This window comes from Bizionia argentinensis JUB59 (assembly GCF_000224335.1).
Taxonomy (GTDB): domain Bacteria; phylum Bacteroidota; class Bacteroidia; order Flavobacteriales; family Flavobacteriaceae; genus Algorimicrobium; species Algorimicrobium argentinense.
In genome coordinates, this window is record NZ_AFXZ01000002.1 from 131,677 (window position 1) to 154,684 (window position 23,008).

Consider the following 23,008-nt stretch of genomic DNA (forward strand, 5'->3'; position numbering starts at 1 on the left):
GCAAAAAAAATGACTAAAAAATCAACAAATTAACATCGCTGTATTTTAAGTCGAACCATTCGCCAACGGATTTGCTGGTTAAAATGCCGTGGTAAAAATACAACCCATTTTTTAAACCGCGATCAAAACGCAAGGAATTTTCTAAACCGCCATCTTCAGCAATTTTTAAAAGGTAAGGTGTACAAATATTACTTATTGAAATAGATGCCGATCGGGAATATCGGGCGGGAATATTAGGCACACAATAATGTGTTACACCATGCTTTATAAAGGTTGGATTTTTATGAGTTGTAACTTCGCTAGATTCAAAACAACCACCCATATCAATACTAACATCAATAATCACTGAACCTGTTTTCATATTTTGTACCATTGATTCTGTAACAATTATAGGTGCTCTGTTTTTTCCGCGTACTGCACCAATAACCACATCGCAGCGTTTTAAAGCCTTAGATAAGTTTTTGGGTTGAAGTGTAGATGTAAAAACAGTTCGACCTAAATTGGTTTGAATGCAGCGTAATTTAGTTATAGAGTTGTCAAAAACTTTAATGTTAGCGCCAAGTCCAATAGCGCTTCTTGCAGCATATTCGCCAACCGTTCCTGCCCCTAGAATAACAACTTCAATCGGTGGTACACCGCTAATGTTTCCAAATAAAAGACCGTTACCATTGTTAACGTTGCTTAAAAGTTCAGAAGCAATTAATACAGAAGCCGTTCCAGCAATTTCACTTAAACTACGTACCGCTGGATATGCTCCGTCTTCATCTCGTATAAACTCGAATGCCAAAGCAGTAATACGCTTGGAAGCCAATGTTTCAAAATATTTTTTGCTTTGAGTTTTCAGTTGTAATGCCGAAATAAGAATGGTTTGTGGATTAATTAATTTTATTTGATCCAGAGTAGGAGGTTCTACTTTTAAAATCATGGGACACGCATAAACTTTTGCGGTATCTTTTGTTATTTCTGCACCAGCTTCACTATAATCCTTATCACTAAAATTGGCGCCTTTTCCTGCGCCTGACTCCATTAAAATTCGGTGCCCGTTACTAGTTATTGCAGATACAGCATCAGGTGTTAGGCAAACGCGTTTTTCTTGAAATGCTGTTTCTTTAGGGATACCAATAAAAAGCTCACCTTTTTTCTTGTAGATTTCCAGAGTTTCCTCTTGTGGAAGTAATTGCTGTTTCGTGAAAGGTGAAAATGATTTAGACATAATTTAACGCATTTATAGTGCAAGTCAAATTACGAATTAATTTTTGAAAGAATAAAGAGTTTTCTAAAAATACTGCTTAAGCTTATTCCAAAATGAAATTGGTCTTATCCTAAACTCATCTTCTAGCTGCTGCAAGGATTTATTAGCCGTATTTAATTTGTCAAACATTTTGGCACGAATAAGGTATATAGAAGGGATTACTATAACCATTATAGGAATTAAAAATAATATCTGATTACTATCTACATAAATTAAATCATCATTCAAGATAGTAAATATTTGAAAAGAATACATAGCAATTGGTACTATAAGAACATGATACCACCAGTGACGACAGGTATAAAACCAAATTAAAATCAGCATTAAAGGAATTATCTTTCCTGTTAGAGTCCAAGCTACAGTAAGTACACTTCCATAATACCTACTATCATACGTAAATAACAAAGTGTTCCAAACCTTTTGGTCAGGAACACTTTCGTATAAATAAAATAAATAAGGAGTTGCTGCAATAAAAGTAGCTATAATAGTACCTACAACAACGCTCTTATTATCCGTGCGACGGAACCACGATTTTGGATCTTTCAATTTTACTAGTTGTCTGCTCATTTAAATCGATTATGCTTTCGGCAGCTTGTGCTGTAAACAACATTCCACCAAAAATTGCAACTGCTAATACATACTTTTTTGTTCTCATAATATTAAGGGATTAGATTAGTTAATACTCCAAATGTATATGAGTAATATGTTTCAAAGCAGCTCGAAATGTTAAAGTCATGTTAAAAACGATGATTTTGGGAATTTCGATTACGGTTTTACCGTAAAACGCCTCAGTTTGGTGACTTTGTCATTTTGTCAGTTTAATAATAAAGTACCTATTTTAGGGTTAATTGCCTTTTTTCAACTCCCAATGTCTCTAATGATATAATATGATAGTCATTTGGAAGAAGTTCTTTTATAATTTCGGGCCATTCAATAAACAGCCAATTATCACTTATAAAATAATCTTCTATCCCAAAGTCATATGCTTCTTCTATAGAGTTTAATCGATATAAATCGAAATGATAAATATCCCAATTACTTGTTTCATAAGTATTAACTAGAGAAAATGTTGGACTGCTAACATCATCTTTACTGCCTAATTGTTTAACCAAAGCTTTGATTAAAGTTGTTTTACCAGTTCCCATGTCGCCATTAAATATGATGACTTTATGAGTTATAACACTTAAGATTGTTTGCGCTATTATATCAAGATCGTTTAAACTATATTCTATAACCAAAGTGTCATTTTTAGAAAGGTCAATGATAAGTAAAATTTATAACTAAAACTAATTAAAATCGCTCTTCGTCGGACTTATCGTACACTTTAAAGATTATCTACTTGGGTTCCAGTACTACAAATGGAATAATCATTTCCTCCAGAGACACCCCACCATGTTGATAAGTATTCCTGTAATAACCTACATAATGGTTGTAATTGTTTGGATAAGCAAAAAACAAATCGTTTTTAGCGAAAATAAAGGAGCTGCTCATATTCAGTGCCGGTAAATGAATGGATTTTGGATCTTTAGCAACCAGCACGTCTTTATCTTCATACGTTAAGCTTCGGCCTGTTTTATAGCGTAAATTCAAAGACGTGTCTTTATCACCTATTACTTTTGAAGGATTCTTCACGTTAATAGTACCGTGATCCGTTGTTATAATTAATTTAAAACCCATTTGTTGGGCTTGTTGAATCATTTCTAATAATGGTGAGTTTTTAAACCAACTTTGGGTTAATGAGCGATAGGCCTTGTCAGTAGACGCTAATTCCTTCACAACATCCATTTCGGTTTTAGAATGCGAAAGCATATCAACAAAATTATAGACTACAACGGTTAAATCGTTTTCTTTTAATGTTTTAAAGTTGTCTACAAGCTGCTTACCACTTCTTAAATTAGTGATCTTAAAATATTTAGACGTGATGTTTTTTAAGCCCAAACGTTTAAGCTGTGCTTCCAAAAACTCTTCTTCATACAAGTTTTTTCCACCGTCATCTGTATCATTTTTCCATAAATTAGGATGCATCTTTTCCATATCGGCAGGCATTAAACCTGAAAAAATAGCATTTCTGGCATATTGGGTGGCGGTTGGTAAAATACTAAAGAAGGCCTCTTCTTTCTTTTTCTTGTAATAAGTGTTTACAATCGGTTCAAAAGCTTTCCATTGATCGTAGCGCAAATTATCAATTACTACCAAAAGCGTTGGCTGTTCTTTACTTATTTCAGGTACTACTTTATCTTTAAATAAATTGTGAGATAGGGTTGGAGCGTCCGTATTTGGCTCAAACCACCTCGGGTAATTTTTATCTATAAATTTCCCAAACAGTGTATTTGCCTCGGATTTTTGCGATTCTAATATTTCAAACATTCCGGTATCTTCAATGTTTTCCAACTGCATTTCCCAGTATATTAGCTTTTGATATAGGGAAACCCATTCTTCATAACTGTTTACCATAGATAAATCCATAGCAATTTTTCTAAATTCCTGCTGATAATTAGAGGTCGTTTTTTCTGAAACTAATCGCGAATGATCTAAATTTTTCTTCAAACTCAACAAAATCTGATTCGGATTCACTGGTTTTATAAGGTAATCAGCTATTTTATTGCCAATAGCTTCCTCCATAATATATTCCTCTTCACTTTTAGTAATCATAACCACAGGAAGTGTGTCGCGTTTTTCTTTAATTTCATGTAACGTCTCCAAACCGGTTAAACCTGGCATGTTTTCATCTAGAAAAACTATATCAAAGTTTTTATCGTCTAAAATTTCTAAAGCTTCTGTTCCGCTCGTACAAGGTGTAACCTTATAGTTTTTTTGTTCTAAAAAGAGAATATGTGGTTTAAGTAAATCAATTTCATCGTCAACCCAAAGAATATTTATATGGTTCATGTATATTTGTTTATATTATTATTAATATGATGCCAAGCTTGCAGACAAAAAACAAACTCAAAATATTTAACGATCCAATCTACGGTTTTATTACCATTCCGAATGCGCTGATCTTCGATTTAATCGAGCATAAATATTTTCAACGCCTACGCCGAATTTCACAAATGGGTTTAGCATATTTGGTATATCCAGGTGCAAATCACACCCGATTTCATCATGCTTTAGGTTGTATGCACTTAATGCAGAAGGCTGTACAAGTGCTTCGTTTTAAGGGTGTTGATATATCGTTTGATGAAGAAAACGCTCTATATATAGCCATTCTTTTACATGATATTGGGCATGGACCTTTTTCTCACGCCATGGAGCATAGCATTGTAAACGGGGTGTCCCATGAGCATATTTCGCTCAAATTTATGGAGGTTTTAAACACTGAATTTAACGGAAGTTTAACGCGGGCCATTCAGATGTTTAAAGGTGAATATCCAAGACCATTTATGTGCGCTTTAATTTCTAGTCAATTTGATATGGATCGCGCCGATTATTTAAAACGCGATAGCTTTTATACTGGTGTTGCTGAAGGTAACATTAATAGTGATCGTTTAATTACCATGCTAAACGTTGTTAACGATGAGTTGGTAGTGGAAGAGAAGGGTATATATAGTATTGAGAAGTTTTTAATGGCCAGACGTCTTATGTATTGGCAGGTATATTTACATAAAACAGGTATCGTTGCTGAACAATTATTGATGCGTGTTTTACAACGGGCTAAAGAGCTAACACTACAAGGTGTCTATTTGGAGGCAACAAAACCTTTAAAGTTTTTTTTAGAAAATGATATTCAAATAGATAATTTTACTAATGAAAAATTGGATACATTTTCCAAGCTCGATGATTATGATATTGTTATCGCTATGAAAACTTGGCAATATCACGACGATTTCGTTTTAAAAAATCTATGTGAAATGTTAATCAATAGGCAATTATTAAAGGTAAAATTGAAAAAGAATCCAATAAAAGTCGAAAAACTGCAGGAACATAGTGAAAAACTTATGGCAGAATATAATATTTCAAAAAAAGAAGCCGACTATTTTGTGTTTACCGGATCTATTTCAAATCAGGCCTACGAACAAAACAGTCAGCCTATTAATGTGCTGTTCCAAAGCGGAAAAATCCAAAATGTAGTTAAAGCATCCGATCAATTAAGTCTAAAAGCATTGTCTAAACCGGTAACAAAATATTATATATGTTATCCTAAAGATAAAATGTAATACATTTTTTCTATTTTTGCTTTCCATGAATTTTACAGCAGAACAAATAGCAGGTATATTAGAAGGAGAAGTTTTTGGCGACTCTAGCATCAAGGTTTCCAAATTATCCAAGATCGAGGAAGGAGCAGAAGGTGACATAACGTTTCTTTCTAATCCAAAATATACACCACATATATACACAACGAAAGCGTCTATTACAATTGTTAATAAAAGCTTTTCGCCAGAAAAGGCTATACATACTACTTTAATTAAGGTAGACGACGCTTACAAAGCATTTTCAAAATTACTTGAATATTATAATCAAGTAAAAATGAATATGTCTGGAATTGAACAGCCGTCACATATTTCTGAATCTGCCAAAATAGGAGAGAAGGTATATGTAGGTGCCTTTTCATACATTGGTAATAATGTAGTAATTGGTGATAACGTAAAAATTTATCCAAATTGTTATATTGGTGATAACGTAAACATAAAAGAAAATACTATTATTTTTGCAGGTGTTAAGGTTTATTCAGATTGTCAAGTGGGCAGAAACTGTTTTATTAATTCGGGCGCTATAATTGGTGCTGATGGTTTTGGTTTTTCGCCAAATGAACAAGGTGAATACAGCAAAGTGCCACAAATTGGTAATGTTATTTTGGAAGATTTTGTAGATATTGGCGCTGCCACAACTATAGATCGCGCCACATTAGGGTCGACTATTATAAGAAAAGGTGTTAAATTAGATAATCAGATTCAAATAGCCCATAATGTAGAAATAGGAAAAAATACCGTAATTGCAGCGCAAACTGGTGTTGCAGGGTCTACTAAAATTGGTGAAAACTGCATAATAGGCGGACAAGTAGGTATTGTTGGTCATATTACTATAGGTAACAATGTTAAAATTCAAGCCCAATCTGGAATTGGTAGGAATGTAGCAGATAATGAAGTTTTACAAGGCTCACCAGCCTTGAGTTATGGCGATTTTAATAAATCGTATGTGCATTTTAAAAATTTACCGAAATTGGTTAAATCAATAAACGAAATAGAAAGAAAACTAGATGGGAATAATTAATACTGATATCAAGCAGAAAACCATAGGGAGTGAAGTATCTCTCAAAGGTGTAGGTTTACATACTGGTAACGATGTGACCTTAACATTTAAGCCAGGCCCAGAGAATTCTGGCTTTGCGTTTAGACGAATTGATTTAGAAGGTAGTCCCATTATTGAAGCTGATGCTGCCTATGTTTCCAATACCCAACGTGGAACGCGTTTGGAAAAAAATGGTGTCATAATCCAAACTTGCGAGCACGTTTTAGCGGCTTTAGTTGGTATGGATATAGATAACGCAATTTTAGAATTAGATGCTTCCGAGCCACCAATTATGGATGGTTCTTCCAAGTTTTTTGTGGAAGCTATTGAAAAAGCAGGTATTGTTGAACAAGATGCTTTTCGTCAAGTTTACGAGGTTACTAATGTTATTTCTTATACAGACGAAGAGACTGGAAGTGAAATTTTAATCATGCCAGCAAAAGAATATCAAGTAACCACAATGGTGGACTTTGGCACCAAAGTTTTGGGTACACAAAATGCGTCTATTAAAAACATGTCGGAATTTAAAGATGAAATCTCTGATTCCAGAACCTTTAGTTTTCTTCATGAAATTGAAACACTTTTAGAGCACGATCTTATAAAAGGAGGCGATTTAAATAATGCCATTGTTTATGTAGATAAAGAATTATCGCCGGAAACCATGGCGAAATTGAAAATTGCATTCAAAAAGGACTCTATTTCTGTAAAACCAAACGGTATTCTAGATAATTTAACTTTGCACCATCCTAATGAAGCAGCAAGGCATAAGTTATTAGATGTTATTGGCGATTTAGCTCTAATTAGAACGCGAATCAAAGGTAAAGTTATAGCTAACAAACCTGGCCATTTTGTTAATACACAGTTTGCTAAAAAAATGTGTAAACTTATAAAAAATGAGCGTCGTAATAATGTGCCTAATATTGATTTAAATCAAGAACCTTTAATGGATGTGAATCAAATTATGAACATGTTGCCACATAGACAACCGTTTTTATTGATTGATAAAATATTTGAACTAACGGATTCAGGTGTTATCGGAATGAAAAACGTTACGATGAACGAACCATTTTTTGCAGGACATTTTCCAGGTGCTCCAGTTATGCCAGGCGTATTAATTGTAGAAGCTATGGCACAAACAGGAGGGATTTTGGTGTTGAGTACCGTTCCAGATCCAGAAAATTATTTGACATTCTTTATGAAAATAGACAATGTCAAATTCAAGCAAAAAGTAGTTCCTGGCGATACGCTTATTTTTAAATGCGATTTAATTACGCCAATACGCCGTGGCATCTGTCATATGCAAGGTTATGCGTATGCTAATGGGAAACTGTGTGCAGAGGCAGAATTAATGGCGCAAATTTCGAAAGTTAAATAAATATAAAAGGATTGGCAATTTTAAAAAATTGCTGACAATTTTACCAATAAATAATTTTAGTACAAAATGAATCAACCACTAGCATACGTACATCCAGGAGCAAAAATTGCTAAAAATGTCGTTATTGATCCTTTTACAACTATTCATAATAATGTTATTATTGGTGAAGGAACTTGGATTGGAAGTAACGTAACCATTATGGAAGGCGCCCGAATTGGTAAGAACTGTAATATTTTCCCTGGTGCTGTTATTTCAGCAACACCACAGGATTTAAAGTATAAAGATGAAGATACAACTGTCGAAATTGGCGATAACGTTACCATTCGTGAATGTGTAACCATAAATCGTGGTACAACGGACCGAATGAAGACTGTAATTGGCGATAATTGCTTAATTATGGCGTATTGCCATATTGCACACGACTGTGTGATTGGAAATAACTGTATCTTTTCAAATAATAGTACATTAGCTGGACATATAACGGTTGGAAATTATGTAGTTTTAGCAGGGATGACAGCTGTTCATCAGTTTTGTTCTATTGGAAATCATGCTTTTGTAACGGGTGGATCTTTAGTACGTAAAGATGTTCCGCCATTTGTAAAAGCGGCACGTGAACCATTATCTTATGTAGGAATTAACTCTGTAGGATTAAGACGCAGAGGTTTTTCGACAGAAAAAATTAGAGAAATTCAAGATATTTACAGAATATTATATCAGAAAAATTATAATAATACTCAAGCAGCTGAAATTATTGAAGCTGAAATGGAAGCCACTCATGAACGTGACGAAATTTTACAATTTATAAAAGATTCGCAACGTGGGATTATGAAGGGATATTTCAAATCAAATTAATTTATCCTTCAAAAAGATAAATAAGTAAGAAAACAATTTTTCAATTAACAACTTTACAACAAATAACACTATGGCAAATACGTCAGATATTAGAAACGGATTATGTATCCGATTTAACCATGATATTTATAAAATCACGGAGTTTTTACATGTGAAGCCTGGTAAAGGACCTGCTTTTGTAAGAACAAAGATGAAAAGTGTTACAACTGGTAAAACATTGGAAAACACTTTTTCTGCCGGTCATAAAATTGATGATGTCCGTGTGGAAACACATAAATTCCAATTCTTGTATCAGGAAGGCGAGTTTTATCACTTTATGAATACGGAAGATTATACGCAAATTCGTTTATTAGAAGCTGGCTTGGATAGATCAGATTTAATGAAGGAAGGTGAAGTGGTAACCGTTTTAATTAATACAGAAGATAACATGCCACTTTCAGTTGAAATGCCTGCAAGTGTAATTTTAGAAGTTTCATCAACAGAACCTGGTGTAAAAGGAAATACAGCTACTAACGCTACAAAACCTGCAACAGTGGAAACTGGTGCAGAAGTTAACGTGCCACTTTTTATTAATGAAGGTGATAAAATACGTATTGAAACAGAAAAAGGTACTTATAAAGAGCGTGTAAAAGAGTAATCGTGAAATTTCCAAAACAACATACACTTCAAGAAATTGCTACATTAATTAATGTACCATTTATAGGCGATCCTAATTTCCCAGTTTTAGGCATGAACGAAATTCATGTGGTAGAAACTGGCGACATTGTATTTGTAGATCATCCTAAATATTACGACAAAGCGTTAAACTCTGCAGCGACCATTATATTAATTAATAAAGAAGTGGCTTGTCCTGAAGGGAAAGCATTGTTGGTTAGTGATGATCCGTTTCGTGATTTTAATAAATTAACCAAACACTTCAAACCTTTTCAACCGGCATCGTCCGCGATTTCAGAATCGACTAGAATTGGAAAAAACACCATCATTCAACCAAATTGCTTTATAGGAAACAATGTCGTTATAGGCGATAACTGTGTCATCCATGCTAATGTTTGCATTTATGATGATACTGTAATCGGAAATAACGTATCCATACACGCTGGAACGGTTTTGGGAGCTAGTGCTTTTTATTATAAAAATAGACCAGATGGTTTTGATCCTTTAATTTCTGGAGGACGCGTTGTTATAAAGGACCATGTAGATATTGGTGCACTCTGCACTATTGATAGAGGTGTAACAGGCGACACAACCATTGGCGAAGGTTCTAAACTAGATAATCAAATTCAAATAGGGCATGATACCGTAGTTGGAAAAAAATGCTTAATAGCCTCGCAAACTGGTATTGCGGGTTGTGTTATTATTGAAGATGAAGTTACTATTTGGGGACAAGTAGGTTGTGCTAGCGGTATTACTATTGGTACAAAAGCGGTAGTACATGCACAATCTGGTATAAGTAAATCGTTAGCCGGACATAAAACGTATTGGGGAACACCCGCTCAAGAAGCACGTTCCGTATTAAAAGAAATGGCATCTATAAAACAGATTCCAAAAATAATTGAGGAATTAAAAAATAAGTAAATGACTTCAAAAGCACTTATTAAATCATTTTTCGAATCTGATTTAGCAAATGATCCAGCACTAATAGAACAGTTTTATCATAAAGATTGTTTAATTTACTGGAATAGTAGTAAAGGTCTTTCGGAAAGAAATTTTGAAGACATTTCTAATTTCTTTGAAGGCGTTAGAGAATCTTATGAGAGTTTACGTTTTGACCTTACACATTTATTAAAAGAAGATAAAATAATAACTGCTCGTTATACATTGTATGCGAGTACGATAGAATCGAATGCCGATGAAATTCCTATTGCACATTATATTTCGATTTTTCATTTAAAAGACAATAAAATACATCGTGCATACGAGATTAGTCAGCCAGCAGATAAGGATACAATTGCGTCAGAAGCATATTCTTAAATAAAACTTTAAAAAGACTTTACAAATAGCGGGCAAAGCACTACTTTTGTCTCGTTTTAAAAACATAAAAAATCAAACTTAAATGAGCGTTTTAGTTAATAAGAATTCAAAGATAATAGTTCAAGGGTTTACAGGAAGTGAAGGAACATTTCACGCTGGCCAAATGATTGAATACGGAACCAACGTTGTTGGAGGTGTTACACCGGGTAAAGGAGGTCAAACACATTTAGACAGACCTGTTTTTAATACAGTTCAAGAAGCTGTAGAAAAAGTTGGTGCTGATACATCCATTATTTTTGTACCGCCTGCATTTGCTGCCGATGCTATTATGGAAGCTGCTGATGCTGGTATTAAAGTAATTATTACAATTACTGAAGGTATTCCTGTAGCAGATATGATTAAAGCTGCTCATTATATAAAAAACAGAGATTGCCGTTTAATTGGCCCTAACTGTCCGGGTGTTATTACGCCAGGTGAAGCTAAAGTTGGTATCATGCCAGGTTTTGTTTTCAAAAAAGGTACAATTGGTATTGTTTCTAAATCTGGAACATTAACCTATGAAGCTGCAGATCAAGTTGTAAAACAAGGTTTAGGTATTACAACAGCTATCGGTATTGGTGGTGATCCAATTATTGGAACAACTACTAAAGAAGCTATCGAATTACTAATTAACGATCCAGAAACAGAAGCTGTGGTTATGATTGGTGAAATTGGAGGTCAATTAGAAGCGGATGCTGCACATTGGTATAAAGCTAGTGGTAGCAAGAAACCAGTTATTGGTTTTATTGCTGGTGAAACTGCTCCTGCAGGTCGTACTATGGGTCATGCTGGTGCCATTGTTGGTGGTAGTGATGATACGGCGCAAGCTAAAAAGAAGATTATGAGAGAATGTGGTATTCACGTTGTTGAATCGCCAGCTGAAATAGGTAAAAAAGTTGCTGAAGTTATGGCTTCTTTATAATTATAAAATAATTTAAATGAAGGCTATCTTTTTAAGGATGGCCTTTTTTTTGTTTTATATTTAAACTAAAATGATTAGTTAAAGTATGGGAGATTATGAAATACGTTTTTATCTACTCTACACATCTACTACGTGTCACAATTCATCCACGCTTGAACGCTTGAATTCAGTATTGTAACCAATATCCTGTATAGAAATGAATTATTTTTTATCTTAGAGGAATCTTGGATTAATTATGTACAAAAAGTTATCTTTGATTTTAAGAAATACCAACGTAAATAAATTTATATAAATGACATTATTAAAAGGAAAAACAGCTATTATTACTGGTGCAAGCCGTGGAATAGGAAGAGGTATTGCACAGGTTTTTGCACAACATGGTGCAAACGTTGCGTTTACTTATAGTTCTTCGGTAGAAGCTGCTAATGAGCTTGAAAAGGAATTAAATGCCCTTGGTGTAAAAGCTAAAGGTTATAAAAGTAATGCCGCTAGTTTTGATGAAGCACAACAACTTGCCGAAGACGTGGTTCAGGAATTTGGTAGTATTGATATATTAGTAAATAACGCCGGTATTACAAAAGATAATTTGTTGATGCGTTTAACTGAAGCCGATTTCGATAAAGTTATTGAAGTCAATTTAAAGTCTGTTTTTAATATGACTAAAGCAGTTCAACGTACCATGCTTAAACAACGAAAAGGCTCAATTATTAATATGAGTTCGGTAGTAGGGGTTAAGGGTAATGCGGGGCAAACTAATTATGCAGCTTCAAAAGCCGGTATAATTGGTTTTTCAAAATCGGTTGCTTTAGAGCTTGGTTCTAGAAACATTAGAAGTAATGTTATCGCACCTGGCTTTATTGAAACTGAAATGACAGCAAAATTAGACGAAGCAACTGTGAAAGGTTGGAGAGATACTATTCCCTTAAAACGTGGAGGAACTCCTGAAGATATTGCTAATGCTTGTGTGTTTTTAGCAAGTGATATGTCGGCGTATATTACAGGACAAACACTTAATGTGGATGGCGGTATGCTAACATAATTTATGACGAGCATAACGATTATTTATATAATCCTATCTGGAATTATAGCGCTATTTTTAGCGCTTTTTCAGTATGCATATAAATCAAAATATACTAAAACTAATGCTGTTTTAGCCGGTTTGCGATTTATTACCATCTTTTCTATATTATTGCTTTTAATAAACCCGAAGTTAGATTCGGAAACATTTTACAATGAAAAGCCGAATCTGGTTGTCGCTATTGATGATTCAAATTCTTTGGATTTTCTAGAACAGTCCGATAGCGTCCGAATTCTGGTTAATGCGCTTAAAAATAATTCAGATTTAAACAAAAAATTCAACATAGATTTTTATAAATTCAGTGATGATATCTCGCTGTATGATAGTTTAGAATTCAGCACCAAACAAACTAATATTGACAAAGCGCTAAAAGGTTTACAGGCTATTTATAAAAATACGGTGGCGCCAACTATTTTAATTACAGATGGTAATCAAACCTATGGAAACGATTACGAATATGCTGCTAAAAGCTATAAACAACCAATTTATCCAATTGTTTTGGGTGATACAACAAATCATATTGATTTAAAAATCAATCAATTAAATGTTAATAAATATGCTTTCTATAAGAATAAGTTCCCTGTAGAGGTTATTTTGGTATATAATGGCGAAGCGGCTGTAACCTCCGAGTTTAAAATTACAAGCGGTAATTCGACAGTTTATTCTGAAAGGGTATCCTTAAGTAAATCGAATAACTCCAAAATTATTCAGGTAACATTAAGCGCCAATCAAATTGGTCTATTTACTTACAAAGCATCAATTCAGCCACTTGCCAACGAAAAAAATATAATTAATAATTATAAAAACTTCGCCATAGAAGTTATTGATGAACAAACCAATATTGCCATAGTTAGCGATATTTTACATCCAGATTTAGGAACTCTTAAAAAAAGTATTGAAAGCAATGAGCAGTGCAGCATTAGTATTTTAAAACCAAGTGAATATTTAGCAAAAATAAATGACTTTCAATTAGCGATTTTATATCAGCCAAACGCGAGCTTTAAATCTGTAATTGATAAATTAAACACGGATAACCTAAACCGATTTGTTATTGCGGGTACACAAACTAGTTGGAATTTTTTAAATAGCGTAAGCACCAATTATCAGCATGATTTAATTTCACAAACCGAAAACTATCTGGCTGAAGAAAATAATAATTATACGGAGTTTATTATTCCAGATATTAATTTTGACGACTTTCCGCCCTTATCTGGTCAGTTTGGAAACATTAATGTAAAAGTATCTTTTCAAATCTTACTCTACAAACAAATAGGAAGTATTACCACTGATAAACCCTTATTATTAACACTTGACAACAACAATAGGAGAGAGGCTCTGCTTTTAGGTGAAAATATCTGGAAGTGGCGCGCTCAAAGTTATATAGGTACTAATTCCTTTAATAATTTTGATGATTTCTTCGGGAAAATGGTTCAATATCTGGCATCTAAAAAGCGGAGAGAGCGTTTGAGTTTAGAGTACGAATCTTTTTATGATGGAAACACCAATATATTGTTACAAGCACAATACTTCAATAAGAACTATGAATTTGATAATCGTGAAACATTAACAATAATGGTTACGGATGAAGTTTCAAAAGAAACGAAAACGATTCCATTGGTATTAAAAAACGCTAATTATGAAGTCGATTTAAGCAGTCTTCCCGCATCCGATTATCAGTTTACAGTTAAAGCTAATTCTAATAATATTTCTAAATCGGGACGTTTTAAAATATTGGCTTATAATATTGAAGAACAATTCAGTAACGCTAATGCGTCTAAATTACAAAAACTGGCTACCGATAGTCAAGGACAGACTTATTTTAATATCCAAATTACAGATTTAACAAACCATTTGCTTACTGATAATCGTTATACTTCTATACAGCGAGCCACTAAAAAAACAGTATCTTTGATCGACTGGAAATATTTGCTAGGACTATTAGTTTTAAGCCTTTCGGCAGAATGGTTTTATCGCAAATACAAAGGTCTTATTTAAATTATATAAAGATAAAAATTAAACTATGGAGAAATTTCCTAAAATTGGATTACCTATTATTATTGGAGTTGTTATTTTAATTGTTATAATCGCCAAATCGGCTGTTACCATTGGTTCAGGTGAGGCAGGTGTATTATACAGAACTTTCGATAACGGTGTTGTTACAGATGAACCGCCTTTAAATGAAGGTTTTCATATCGTTGCACCTTGGAATAAGGTTTTCGTTTATGAAGTACGTCAACAAGAACTTGTAGAGCGTATGAATGTATTATCTTCTAACGGATTAGATATTAAATTAGAAGCATCTATTTGGTTTCAACCAGCTTATGAAAGTTTAGGTAAATTACATCAAGAAAAAAGTGAAATGTATAAAGAACGCGTGTTGTTACCAGCTATTCGTTCGGCAGCAAGAAGCGTTGTAGGTCGTTATACACCAGAGCAATTATATTCTAGTAAGCGTGATGCTATTCAACAAGAAATATTTGAGGAAACTCAAAAGTTTGTTGTTGATCAATACATTCAATTAAACGAAATTTTAGTACGTGATGTAACCTTACCTCCTACAATTAAAGAAGCTATTGAGCGCAAATTAAGACAGGAACAAGAGTCGTTAGAATACGAATTTAGATTAGTAACAGCAGCTAAAGAAGCCGAGAAACGTATTATTGATGCGCAAGGTAAGGCAGATGCCAACCGTATATTAAGTGCGTCTCTTAATGATCAGATTCTTCGAGACAAAGGTATTGAAGCAACTGTAAAACTATCAGAATCTCCTAACAGTAAGGTTATTGTAATTGGTTCTGGTGATTCTGGGTTACCAATTATTTTGGGTAATCAATAATTATTTTAAAATAAATGTGCAATTTATTTGGATTTAATATACAATTTTAAATACATTTGTACAGAACAAAAATAGACATGACATTTATTCAATCACATCATCATCATTTTCATACGTGCACTCAAGCAGGCTGAAAATGTATTGAATAAATTCAACATATTAAAAACCCCGTTTGAGTATTTCTCAAACGGGGTTTTGTTTTTCCATACTTTTGGAATCTACCTTAAAAAGATTTACTCAAACAGAATTAACGTTTAACTAAAAAACGCCCGAAACGGGAAATTGTTATGAGTAAATTAAAAATTGCAGTTCAAAAATCAGGTCGTTTACATGACGATTCGATGAAAATTCTCAAAGAAGTTGGTATTTCCATTGATAATGGTCGTGACCAACTTAAAGCATCCGCCAAAAACTTTCCTTTAGAAGTTTTTTATCTCCGAAATGGCGACATTCCACAATATTTAAAGGACGGTATAATAGATGCCGCAATTATAGGTGAAAATGTCCTCATTGAAAATGGAAACAATATTGGCATTGTGGAGAAATTAGGTTTTTCCTCTTGTCGTGTTTCTTTAGCAATACCAAAATCCGATGCTTATTCTGGGATTCAAAGCTTAAATGGTAAACGTATAGCAACATCTTACCCGAATACGGTTAATGCTTTTTTAGCTAAAAACAATCTAAAAGCGCAATTACATATTATTAACGGGTCGGTAGAAATAGCACCTAATATTGGGCTAGCCGATGCTATTGTGGATATTGTTTCTAGTGGTAGCACCTTGTTTAAAAATAATTTGGAGGAGGTGGAAGTTTTACTTCAATCTGAAGCTGTTTTAGCTGTTTCACCAAAAATAGGAGTCGAGGAGCAAACAATCCTTAATAAGTTGCAATTCCGTTTACAGTCTGTTTTAAAGGCAAGAAACTCACGATATGTTTTGCTTAACGCTCCAAACGAAAAGCTAGATGAAATTATTCGAATTTTGCCGGGCATGAAAAGTCCTACCGTTTTACCATTGGCTAAAACAGGCTGGAGTTCCTTACATTCTGTAATTGATAAAAATGATTTTTGGGGAATTATTGATGCCTTAAAAGAAACAGGTGCCGAAGGTATTCTGGTATGTCCAATTGAAAATATGGTACTATGAAAATTATAAAAAATCCTAAAAATGATGTCTGGTTTGACTTATTAAAACGTCCCACATCTACAGTTACAGATATTGAAACAACCGTAACCGATATTTTTAAAGACATTCAACTAAAAGGCGATAAAGCCGTTTTAAAATACACAGATATTTTTGATGGAGTAAAATTAGATGAAATGTGTGTTACTTCCGAAGAAATAGAGGTTGCAAAAAGTAAAGTCAGCTCTGAATTAAAAGAAGCTATTTTGCTAGCTAAACGAAATATTACCCGATTTCACCAAGCGCAGAAAACTGAACGTGTAGAAATTGAAACAGAAACAGGTGTATTGTGTTGGCAGGAAAAACGCGCTATCCAGAAAATAGGGTTATATATACCTGGAGGTACAGCGCCATTATTTTCAACAGTTTTAATGTTGGCCATCCCGGCTCAAATAGCGGGTTGTACTGAAATTATTTTATGCTCACCGCCCAATAAAACTGGTCAAATAGCTGATGAGATTCTGTACGCAGCCGATTTATGTGGCGTAACAAAACTCTATAAAATTGGTGGAATTCAGGCCATTGCTGCTATGACCTTTGGAACAGAAACGATTAAACCTGTTTATAAAATTTTTGGACCAGGAAACCAATTTGTTACAGTTGCTAAACAGTTAGCTACAAAATATGGCGTGGCTATTGATATGCCTGCTGGACCAAGTGAATTATTAGTTATGGCAGATGATACAGCTGTACCAAAATATGTAGCTTCTGACTTGTTAAGTCAAGCTGAACATGGCGCAGACAGTCAAGTTATTTTAGTTTCAACCTCTGAAAAACTCATTGATGCAGTTTTGGAAGAAGTTGAAATGCAAATGGCAGACTTACCGCGAAAAGATATAGTTCAACGAGCAATTGTCAATTCCAAAATCATTTTAGTACCTACTAATCAAGAAGCGTTAAAGTTTATTAACGCATATGCACCAGAACACTTTATAGTTTGTACCGAAAATGCCGATTTTTTCGTAGACGGAATTCAAAATGCAGGCTCGGTTTTTATTGGGAATTTCACCCCTGAAAGTGCTGGCGATTATGCATCGGGAACTAATCACACCTTGCCAACGAATGGTTTTAGCAAATCCTATTCTGGTGTCAATTTGGATAGCTTTAGTAAAGCCATAACCTTTCAAAAAATAACAGAAACTGGTATTCAAAACATCGGAAAAACCATTGAAATCATGGCAGAAGCAGAAGGTTTACAAGCTCATAAAAATGCAGTATCTATTAGACTAAAAGATTTACAATCATGAATATTCAAAAATTAATAAGGCCTAATATTCTTAAGTTGAAACCTTACGCATCGGCGCGAGATGAATATAAAGAATTTACTGCAGCACTAACTTTTTTAGATGCTAATGAAAATCCATTCGAGACAGGTTTAAATCGCTATCCCGACCCACAACAAGTATTATTAAAAACTAGGTTAGCAGAAATAAAAGGCTGTAATTATAACCAATTAATATTAGGAAATGGAAGTGACGAAATTCTAGATTTAATTTTTAGAACTTTTTGTGAACCTGAAAAGGAAAATGTCATTTTGCTGCCGCCTACTTATGGAATGTATGAGGTTTTGGCTAATTTAAACAATGTAGAAATTATAAAAGTACCGTTAACTACCGATTTTCAACCCGATATTTCTAGCATTCTAGAGGTAATAAATAGCCAAAGTAAAATCCTGTTTTTATGCTCGCCGAATAATCCAACAGCGAATAGTATTAAAAAGGAATCCATAGAGGTTTTGATTGAAAACTTTAAAGGTATCGTTGTTATTGATGAAGCTTATATTGATTTTTCGGAATTTGAAAGTTGGGTGAGTCGTTTAGATGAATTCCCTAATCTTATCGTGATTCAAACATTATCAAAAGCTTATGGTTTAGCAGGTGTTCGTTTAGGTTTGGCAATAGCTTCCGAAGAAATTATTACGGTTTTAAACAGTATAAAACCACCATACAATATCAATCAATTAACTCAAGAAACGGCTTTAAAGCGGTTGGCAAATTTAGATTTGGTGAAAAATCAAATCAACGTAATTAAACAAGAACGTTTCCGAGTAATTTCGGAAATAAAATCAATTAAAATTATTCATAAGATATATCCAAGTGATGCCAATTTCATTTTGGTAAAAGTGGATGATGCTAATAAGCGCTATCAGCAATTAATTAACCAAGAAATAGTGGTACGTAATAGAAATAAAGAGCCTTTATGTGAAAACTGCTTACGCTTAACTATAGGAACACCGGAAGAAAACACCAAACTATTAACCGTTTTAAAATCTTTAATATGAAACGAGCAGGGTAAAACTATTATCCTTAAGGGAATGATAAACCTGCCGGCAGTCAGTTAGCGAACAGCCAGTGACCATTAAAAAACAATAAAAACATACACATGAAAAAATTATTATTTATAGATCGTGATGGTACTTTAATTAAAGAACCACAAGATGAACAAATTGACGGCTTTGAAAAACTCGAATTTTATCCAAAAGTATTTCAATATTTAGGTCGAATTGCAAAAGAATTGGACTTCGAATTAGTACTAATAACCAACCAAGACGGGTTGGGAACAGATGTGTTTCCTGAAAACACGTTTTGGCCAGTTCACAATTTAATTATCGATACGTTTAAAAATGAAGGTATTAATTTTGAAGCTGAATATATTGACAGAAACTTTGCAAAAGATAACGCTCCAACGAGAAAACCGAATACAGGTTTACTAACCAAGTATTTTTCGGAAAATTATGATTTGGAAAATTCTTATGTTATTGGCGATCGTTTAACCGATATCGAGCTTGCTAAAAACTTAAATTCGAAAGGTATTTTAATTAACGGACAAGCTAATTTAGGAGCAAATGAAATTTCCCTAAAAGCTGAAGCATTAAAACCTTTTATTGCTTTGGAAACGGATAGTTGGGAAGCTATTTATAATCATTTAAAAATTAAAGAGCGTTCTGGTTCTATGGAACGCAACACAAATGAAACTGCTATAAAAATCGAACTAAATTTAGATGGTACTGGAAAGAGTGAAATCTATACTGGTATTGCTTTTTTCGATCATATGCTGGATCAGATTGCCAGACATGGCCAATTGGATTTAAAAATTCAGGTAGAAGGCGATTTGGAAGTAGACGAGCACCACACCATTGAAGATACAGCAATTGCTTTAGGTGAGTTATTCAATACAGTTTTAGGTAATAAACTGGGTATGGAGCGCTACGGTTTCTGTTTGCCCATGGACGATTGTTTGGCACAAGTTGCTATTGATTTCGGTGGTAGAAACTGGCTTGTTTGGGAAGTAGATTTTAAACGCGAAATGATTGGGAAGATGCCCACTGAAATGTTTATGCACTTCTTTAAATCTTTTACCGATGGCGCTAAATGCAATTTAAATATTCAAGCAGACGGCACCAATGAACACCATAAAATTGAAGCTATTTTCAAAGCTTTTGCTAAAGCTATAAAAATGGCGGTAAAACGTGATGTAAATAATATGATTTTACCAACAACAAAAGGTGTTCTATAATGAAAGTTGTAATAATTGATTATGGTGTTGGAAATATAAAGAATATTCAATTCGCTTTTGAGCGGCTTGGTATTACTGCACAATTAAGTCAGGATACTGATCTTATAAAACAAGCAGACAGAGTAATTTTACCAGGCGTGGGCGAGGCCAGTTCAGCTATGATTAAATTGAAAGAAACAAGGTTGGATGAACTGATTCCGACTTTAAAACAACCCGTTTTAGGCATTTGTTTGGGTATGCAACTTATGTGTAATTATTCTGAAGAAGGGCATACAAATGGGCTACAAATTTTTGATACTCAAGTTAAACGCTTTACCAAGTCTGTAAAAGTACCCCAAATGGGATGGAACACAATAAATAACTTAAAAACAGATTTATTTTTTAACGTAAAAATGCCTGAATACATGTACCTTGTTCATAGTTATTACGCAGAGAATTGTTCCCAAGCTATTGCAGTAACAGAGTATGATTTATTGTATGCTTCAGCACTTAAAAAAGACAATTTTTATGGGGTTCAATTTCACCCTGAAAAAAGTAGCAAAGCAGGTGAACAAATATTGAAAAATTTTCTGAATTTGTAGTTAGCTATATTACTTCAAAAGAAAACAATAAAAAAATGGCTGAAAATCGCTAGAAAAAAGATAAAACTATGAGAATTATACCAGCAATAGATATTATTGGGGGGAAGTGTGTCCGACTTACTAAGGGCGATTATAACACAAAAAAAATATACAATGAAAATCCATTAGAAGTTGCCAAGCAGTTTGAAGATTCAGGGATCGAATATTTACATTTGGTAGATTTAGATGGAGCCAAGGCTAGCCAAGTGGTTAATTATCGAGTATTGGAATTATTAGCATCCAAAACAAATTTGAAAATAGATTTTGGCGGTGGATTAAAAACAGATGACGATTTACATATTGCTTTTAATTCCGGCGCGCGGCAAATTACGGGTGGTAGTATTGCCGTTAAGGACTCACTTACGTTTAAAGGATGGCTTTCAACCTATGGATCGGAAAAAATAATTCTCGGTGCTGATTGTCATCCTACGGAAGCTGGAGGAACCATTGCTGTAAGTGGCTGGCAAGAGCGAAGCAATCAGGAGGTTATTCCGTTTATTCAAGGATATCAGAAAAAAGGTATTTGTTACGTTATCTGTACGGATATTTCCAAAGATGGCATGCTCGAGGGTCCTTCTTTAAAGCTTTATAACAAAATACTCGAATCTTGTACAAATAGCAGCGCTAGACAATCCATAAAATTGATTGCCTCTGGTGGTGTGTCAAGTATAGACGATGTTATTGCCTTAAAAGAATTGGGCTGTGATGGTGTTATTATAGGTAAAGCTCTTTATGAAAACAAGATTCAATTAAAGGATTTAGAACGTTATATTTAAGATGCTATGCTAACAAAACGAATTATTCCTTGTTTGGATATTAAAAACGGTAGAACTGTAAAAGGCGTCAATTTTATAGATTTAAAAGATGCAGGTGATCCTGTTATACTCGCAAAAAAATATGCGCAATCGGGTGCAGACGAATTAGTGTTTTTAGATATTTCAGCAACTTTAGAAGGTCGTAAAACATTAATCGACATGGTTCTTCAAGTGGCCAAAGAAATAAACATTCCGTTTACAGTTGGTGGCGGTGTAAGTTCGGTTGAAGATGTTGATCTTTTATTGCAGTCTGGTGCTGATAAAGTAGCCGTAAATTCCGCAGCCTTAAAACGACCAGAGCTGATTAAAGAATTATCAGACAAATTTGGGAGTCAATGTGTCGTTGTTGCTATTGATGCGAAACAAATTGATGGTAGTTGGAAAGTGCATTCCGCTGGCGGAACCATTCCTACAGAACTTGATTTGTTTACTTGGGCCAAAACAGTTGAAAATTTAGGCGCTGGTGAAATATTATTCACTTCTATGGATCACGATGGCACCAAGCAAGGTTTTGCCAATACAGCTTTAGCACGATTATCAAGTGAGTTAAACATACCTATTATAGCTTCTGGCGGCGCTGGAACTATAGACCACTTTATAGATGCTTTTCAAAAAGGTTATGCGGATGCGGCTTTGGCTGCTAGCGTATTTCACTTTGGAACCATCGAAATTTTAGATTTAAAAAAAAAATTACAAGAAAATAATATTCCAATACGTTTATCATGACCGTAAATTTTAATAAGTACCAAAACAATTTAGTACCAGCCATTATTCAAGATTCAAACACTAAAACTGTTTTAATGTTGGGCTACATGAATCAGGAAGCTTTGCAGAAAACCCAAACCTCCAAACATGTCACATTTTTTAGTCGCTCAAAAAATCGTCTATGGACTAAAGGTGAGAGCAGTGGAAACTATTTAGAGCTAGTGGATATAAAAGTGGATTGCGATCAAGATGCATTGCTAATTTCGGCAAAACCGGTTGGTCCAACCTGCCATACAGGATCTGATACATGTTGGGATGAAAAAAATGAATCTAGTTTCGGTTTTCTAACAGAATTAGAAACAATTATTACACAAAGAAAAAATGATGCGTCTGATTCCGACTCTTATGTTGCATCATTATTCAAAGAAGGAATGAACAAAATAGCCCAGAAAGTAGGAGAGGAGGCTATAGAAGTTGTTATTGAAGCTAAAGATGAAAACGACACCTTGTTCCTTAACGAAAGTGCCGATTTATTATTTCATTATTTAATACTGTTACAAGCTAAAGGATTTACCCTTAAGGATGTAGAGTCTATTTTGATATCCAGAAACAGCTAA

General features: G+C 34.1%; 24 protein-coding genes. 19 read left to right on the forward strand and 5 right to left on the reverse strand.

The features are described 5' to 3' along the window. Nucleotides 1–13: 13 nt before the first annotated feature. From BZARG_RS00710 to porX, 5 genes are all read right to left on the reverse strand, one after another. Nucleotides 14–1,213 (reverse strand): alanine dehydrogenase, encoded by a 1,200-nt coding sequence (locus BZARG_RS00710; protein WP_008634536.1) that lies wholly within the window; start codon nt 1,211–1,213, stop codon nt 14–16. Nucleotides 1,214–1,276: 63 nt separating this feature from the next. Continuing rightward, nucleotides 1,277–1,819 carry a hypothetical protein gene (locus BZARG_RS00715; protein WP_040287865.1) on the reverse strand — a complete coding sequence of 181 codons (543 nt, stop codon included), beginning with the start codon at nt 1,817–1,819 and terminating at the stop codon, nt 1,277–1,279. Further along, nucleotides 1,761–1,907, reverse strand: coding sequence for a hypothetical protein (locus BZARG_RS15820; RefSeq protein WP_008634235.1), 147 nt, complete (start codon nt 1,905–1,907; stop codon nt 1,761–1,763). Before BZARG_RS15820 ends, BZARG_RS00715 begins: the two co-directional genes overlap by 59 nt. A gap of 178 nt (nt 1,908–2,085) precedes the next feature. Beyond that, nucleotides 2,086–2,490 carry a tRNA (adenosine(37)-N6)-threonylcarbamoyltransferase complex ATPase subunit type 1 TsaE gene (tsaE, locus tag BZARG_RS00720; protein ID WP_008634472.1) on the reverse strand — a complete coding sequence of 135 codons (405 nt, stop codon included), beginning with the start codon at nt 2,488–2,490 and terminating at the stop codon, nt 2,086–2,088. A gap of 97 nt (nt 2,491–2,587) precedes the next feature. After that, nucleotides 2,588–4,141: a T9SS response regulator signal transducer PorX gene (gene porX / locus BZARG_RS00725; protein WP_008634774.1), complete on the reverse strand. Its 1,554-nt coding sequence runs from the start codon at nt 4,139–4,141 to the stop codon at nt 2,588–2,590. A gap of 38 nt (nt 4,142–4,179) precedes the next feature. On the opposite strand from porX, the gene BZARG_RS00730 reads away from it, so the two are divergent. The 19 genes from BZARG_RS00730 (at nt 4,180) to hisIE (ending at nt 23,008) form a co-directional block, all read left to right on the forward strand. Then, nucleotides 4,180–5,409 (forward strand): HD domain-containing protein, encoded by a 1,230-nt coding sequence (locus tag BZARG_RS00730; protein WP_008634671.1) that lies wholly within the window; start codon nt 4,180–4,182, stop codon nt 5,407–5,409. 25 nt (nt 5,410–5,434) lie between these two features. Further along, a complete protein-coding gene (lpxD, locus tag BZARG_RS00735) occupies nt 5,435–6,463 on the forward strand; it encodes a UDP-3-O-(3-hydroxymyristoyl)glucosamine N-acyltransferase (RefSeq protein WP_008634647.1) in 1,029 nt (342 codons plus the stop codon). Continuing rightward, on the forward strand, nt 6,450–7,856 hold the full coding sequence (locus tag BZARG_RS00740) for a bifunctional UDP-3-O-[3-hydroxymyristoyl] N-acetylglucosamine deacetylase/3-hydroxyacyl-ACP dehydratase (protein ID WP_008634339.1): 1,407 nt from the start codon (nt 6,450–6,452) through the stop codon (nt 7,854–7,856). Before lpxD ends, BZARG_RS00740 begins: the two co-directional genes overlap by 14 nt. Before the next feature lie 66 nt (nt 7,857–7,922). After that, complete coding sequence (gene lpxA / locus BZARG_RS00745; protein ID WP_008634802.1) at nt 7,923–8,708, forward strand: acyl-ACP--UDP-N-acetylglucosamine O-acyltransferase; 786 nt, start codon at nt 7,923–7,925, stop codon at nt 8,706–8,708. 70 nt (nt 8,709–8,778) lie between these two features. Continuing rightward, nucleotides 8,779–9,345, forward strand: coding sequence for an elongation factor P (efp, locus tag BZARG_RS00750; RefSeq protein ID WP_008634697.1), 567 nt, complete (start codon nt 8,779–8,781; stop codon nt 9,343–9,345). A 2-nt stretch (nt 9,346–9,347) separates the two neighbouring features. Beyond that, nucleotides 9,348–10,283 (forward strand): UDP-3-O-(3-hydroxymyristoyl)glucosamine N-acyltransferase, encoded by a 936-nt coding sequence (locus BZARG_RS00755; protein ID WP_008634314.1) that lies wholly within the window; start codon nt 9,348–9,350, stop codon nt 10,281–10,283. After that, nucleotides 10,284–10,679: a nuclear transport factor 2 family protein gene (locus BZARG_RS00760; protein ID WP_008634231.1), complete on the forward strand. Its 396-nt coding sequence runs from the start codon at nt 10,284–10,286 to the stop codon at nt 10,677–10,679. Between the two features lie 82 nt (nt 10,680–10,761). After that, nucleotides 10,762–11,640 carry a succinate--CoA ligase subunit alpha gene (gene sucD / locus BZARG_RS00765; RefSeq protein ID WP_008634313.1) on the forward strand — a complete coding sequence of 293 codons (879 nt, stop codon included), beginning with the start codon at nt 10,762–10,764 and terminating at the stop codon, nt 11,638–11,640. 292 nt (nt 11,641–11,932) lie between these two features. Beyond that, nucleotides 11,933–12,679: a 3-oxoacyl-[acyl-carrier-protein] reductase gene (gene fabG / locus BZARG_RS00770; protein WP_008634251.1), complete on the forward strand. Its 747-nt coding sequence runs from the start codon at nt 11,933–11,935 to the stop codon at nt 12,677–12,679. Between the two features lie 3 nt (nt 12,680–12,682). Continuing rightward, nucleotides 12,683–14,713 (forward strand): vWA domain-containing protein, encoded by a 2,031-nt coding sequence (locus tag BZARG_RS00775; RefSeq protein ID WP_008634715.1) that lies wholly within the window; start codon nt 12,683–12,685, stop codon nt 14,711–14,713. Nucleotides 14,714–14,738: 25 nt separating this feature from the next. Then, nucleotides 14,739–15,554, forward strand: a complete 816-nt coding sequence (locus BZARG_RS00780) for a prohibitin family protein (protein ID WP_008634286.1) — start codon at nt 14,739–14,741, stop codon at nt 15,552–15,554. 287 nt (nt 15,555–15,841) lie between these two features. Beyond that, on the forward strand, nt 15,842–16,699 hold the full coding sequence (hisG, locus tag BZARG_RS00785; RefSeq protein WP_008634694.1) for an ATP phosphoribosyltransferase: 858 nt from the start codon (nt 15,842–15,844) through the stop codon (nt 16,697–16,699). Then, nucleotides 16,696–17,982, forward strand: a complete 1,287-nt coding sequence (gene hisD / locus BZARG_RS00790; RefSeq protein ID WP_008634698.1) for a histidinol dehydrogenase — start codon at nt 16,696–16,698, stop codon at nt 17,980–17,982. Before hisG ends, hisD begins: the two co-directional genes overlap by 4 nt. After that, complete coding sequence (gene hisC / locus BZARG_RS00795; RefSeq protein WP_008634541.1) at nt 17,979–19,016, forward strand: histidinol-phosphate transaminase; 1,038 nt, start codon at nt 17,979–17,981, stop codon at nt 19,014–19,016. Before hisD ends, hisC begins: the two co-directional genes overlap by 4 nt. 101 nt (nt 19,017–19,117) lie before the next feature. Continuing rightward, the gene (hisB, locus tag BZARG_RS00800) at nt 19,118–20,251 is read left to right on the forward strand and encodes a bifunctional histidinol-phosphatase/imidazoleglycerol-phosphate dehydratase HisB (protein ID WP_008634219.1); all 1,134 of its coding nucleotides are present in this window, start codon (nt 19,118–19,120) and stop codon (nt 20,249–20,251) included. Further along, nucleotides 20,251–20,832: an imidazole glycerol phosphate synthase subunit HisH gene (gene hisH / locus BZARG_RS00805; protein WP_008634209.1), complete on the forward strand. Its 582-nt coding sequence runs from the start codon at nt 20,251–20,253 to the stop codon at nt 20,830–20,832. The genes hisB and hisH overlap by 1 nt, the downstream gene beginning before the upstream one ends. 68 nt (nt 20,833–20,900) lie before the next feature. Further along, nucleotides 20,901–21,647 carry a 1-(5-phosphoribosyl)-5-[(5-phosphoribosylamino)methylideneamino]imidazole-4-carboxamide isomerase gene (gene hisA, locus BZARG_RS00810; RefSeq protein ID WP_008634229.1) on the forward strand — a complete coding sequence of 249 codons (747 nt, stop codon included), beginning with the start codon at nt 20,901–20,903 and terminating at the stop codon, nt 21,645–21,647. A 6-nt stretch (nt 21,648–21,653) separates the two neighbouring features. After that, entirely contained in the window at nt 21,654–22,412 is a 759-nt protein-coding gene (gene hisF, locus BZARG_RS00815; RefSeq protein ID WP_008634169.1) for an imidazole glycerol phosphate synthase subunit HisF, read from the forward strand. Further along, entirely contained in the window at nt 22,409–23,008 is a 600-nt protein-coding gene (hisIE, locus tag BZARG_RS00820) for a bifunctional phosphoribosyl-AMP cyclohydrolase/phosphoribosyl-ATP diphosphatase HisIE (RefSeq protein WP_008634650.1), read from the forward strand. The genes hisF and hisIE overlap by 4 nt, the downstream gene beginning before the upstream one ends.

Excerpts from the sequence above, each read along its gene's own strand:
- hisA (WP_008634229.1), top strand. The coding sequence starts at position 20,901 with ATGAGAATTATACCAGCAATAGATATTATTGGGGGGAAGTGTGTCCGA.
- BZARG_RS00740 (WP_008634339.1), top strand. The coding sequence starts at position 6,450 with ATGGGAATAATTAATACTGATATCAAGCAGAAAACCATAGGGAGTGAA.
- porX (WP_008634774.1), bottom strand. The coding sequence starts at position 4,141 with ATGAACCATATAAATATTCTTTGGGTTGACGATGAAATTGATTTACTT.
- hisIE (WP_008634650.1), top strand. The coding sequence starts at position 22,409 with ATGACCGTAAATTTTAATAAGTACCAAAACAATTTAGTACCAGCCATT.
- lpxA (WP_008634802.1), top strand. The coding sequence starts at position 7,923 with ATGAATCAACCACTAGCATACGTACATCCAGGAGCAAAAATTGCTAAA.
- hisH (WP_008634209.1), top strand. The coding sequence starts at position 20,251 with ATGAAAGTTGTAATAATTGATTATGGTGTTGGAAATATAAAGAATATT.
- hisC (WP_008634541.1), top strand. The coding sequence starts at position 17,979 with ATGAATATTCAAAAATTAATAAGGCCTAATATTCTTAAGTTGAAACCT.
- BZARG_RS00710 (WP_008634536.1), bottom strand. The coding sequence starts at position 1,213 with ATGTCTAAATCATTTTCACCTTTCACGAAACAGCAATTACTTCCACAA.
- sucD (WP_008634313.1), top strand. The coding sequence starts at position 10,762 with ATGAGCGTTTTAGTTAATAAGAATTCAAAGATAATAGTTCAAGGGTTT.
- BZARG_RS00760 (WP_008634231.1), top strand. The coding sequence starts at position 10,284 with ATGACTTCAAAAGCACTTATTAAATCATTTTTCGAATCTGATTTAGCA.
- hisF (WP_008634169.1), top strand. The coding sequence starts at position 21,654 with ATGCTAACAAAACGAATTATTCCTTGTTTGGATATTAAAAACGGTAGA.
- BZARG_RS00775 (WP_008634715.1), top strand. The coding sequence starts at position 12,683 with ATGACGAGCATAACGATTATTTATATAATCCTATCTGGAATTATAGCG.
- fabG (WP_008634251.1), top strand. The coding sequence starts at position 11,933 with ATGACATTATTAAAAGGAAAAACAGCTATTATTACTGGTGCAAGCCGT.
- lpxD (WP_008634647.1), top strand. The coding sequence starts at position 5,435 with ATGAATTTTACAGCAGAACAAATAGCAGGTATATTAGAAGGAGAAGTT.
- hisD (WP_008634698.1), top strand. The coding sequence starts at position 16,696 with ATGAAAATTATAAAAAATCCTAAAAATGATGTCTGGTTTGACTTATTA.
- hisB (WP_008634219.1), top strand. The coding sequence starts at position 19,118 with ATGAAAAAATTATTATTTATAGATCGTGATGGTACTTTAATTAAAGAA.
- BZARG_RS00780 (WP_008634286.1), top strand. The coding sequence starts at position 14,739 with ATGGAGAAATTTCCTAAAATTGGATTACCTATTATTATTGGAGTTGTT.
- BZARG_RS15820 (WP_008634235.1), bottom strand. The coding sequence starts at position 1,907 with ATGAGAACAAAAAAGTATGTATTAGCAGTTGCAATTTTTGGTGGAATG.
- BZARG_RS00715 (WP_040287865.1), bottom strand. The coding sequence starts at position 1,819 with ATGAGCAGACAACTAGTAAAATTGAAAGATCCAAAATCGTGGTTCCGT.
- hisG (WP_008634694.1), top strand. The coding sequence starts at position 15,842 with ATGAGTAAATTAAAAATTGCAGTTCAAAAATCAGGTCGTTTACATGAC.
- efp (WP_008634697.1), top strand. The coding sequence starts at position 8,779 with ATGGCAAATACGTCAGATATTAGAAACGGATTATGTATCCGATTTAAC.